We start from the raw sequence: 1,009 nt of genomic DNA, 5'->3' as shown, positions 1-1,009 counted from the left end.
TTGGAAAGGATGAAGGCAAATTCACCAACCTGGAATAGACTAAGCCCGACCAGCAATGAAGTCCGCATCGGGTACTGCAGCATCCTGGCAGCAACGGCGGCTATGACACCTTTCAACAGGAAAGTGCAGACGGTGAGCAGCAGCACGAGCGGAAAATGCTGCAGCATAAAACTGAAGTCCAGCAGCATGCCGATGGAAACAAAAAAGAAACTGGTAAAGATCTCGCGGAAAGGCAGGATGTTGCTGGTTGCCTGGTGACTGTATTCGGATTCAGAGATAATCAGGCCGGCCATAAAAGCCCCCAAAGCCAGCGATAGCCCCAGACTTTGGGTAAGCCAGGCGACTGCGAAGCAAATCACCACGATACTGAGTATGAACAGTTCTTTGCTCTTGGTACGCGCCACCACAAACAAAAGCCTGGGTACCAGGTAGCGGGCACTGATGAGTACGAATATGATGACAAAAATGCCCTTCAAGAGCATCATCAACAGGTCCATGGCTATATTTTCGGAGCCTCCTGCCATCAAAGGGGCCACAAGCATCATGGGGACTACGATGATATCCTGGAAGATCAGGATGCCGAGCACCACCTTGCCATGGGGACTGTTGATCTCGCCTTTGTCCTGCAGGAGTTTGAGTACGATGGCTGTACTACTCAGCGAAAACAGGAAACCGACAAAAAATGCCTCGCCCATACCTACGTTGAACATCATCAGCAGCAAGGCAACCAGCAGAATGGTGACCCCCACCTGGGTAGCACCACCCAGCAGTACCGTCCGCTTGATGAGCGCCAGGTTGCGCAGCGAGAATTCCATCCCGATGATGAAGAGCAACAGCATCACCCCGATTTCTGCCAGAATCTCAATTTCATGTACTTCCTTGATCAGGCTCAGACCGTGTGGCCCGGCGATAACGCCTGTTGCCAGAAACCCGAGCAACGTTGGCAGCCGGAAGCGTTGAAAAAGCAGGATAACCACGACTGCTAGTCCAAGTATGATCACGACATCGG

1 protein-coding gene is annotated in these 1,009 nt (G+C 52.0%); it reads right to left on the bottom strand.

The window, feature by feature from the left end:
- A partial coding sequence (locus tag OB13_RS18865; protein ID WP_461491736.1) for a cation:proton antiporter occupies positions 1–1,009 on the bottom strand: 1,009 nt, incomplete at both ends.

It is taken from the genome of Pontibacter sp. HJ8, assembly GCF_054824225.1.
The sequence above is the reverse complement of the archived record's forward strand: the minus strand, read 5'-3'. Positions and strand labels throughout refer to the sequence as shown.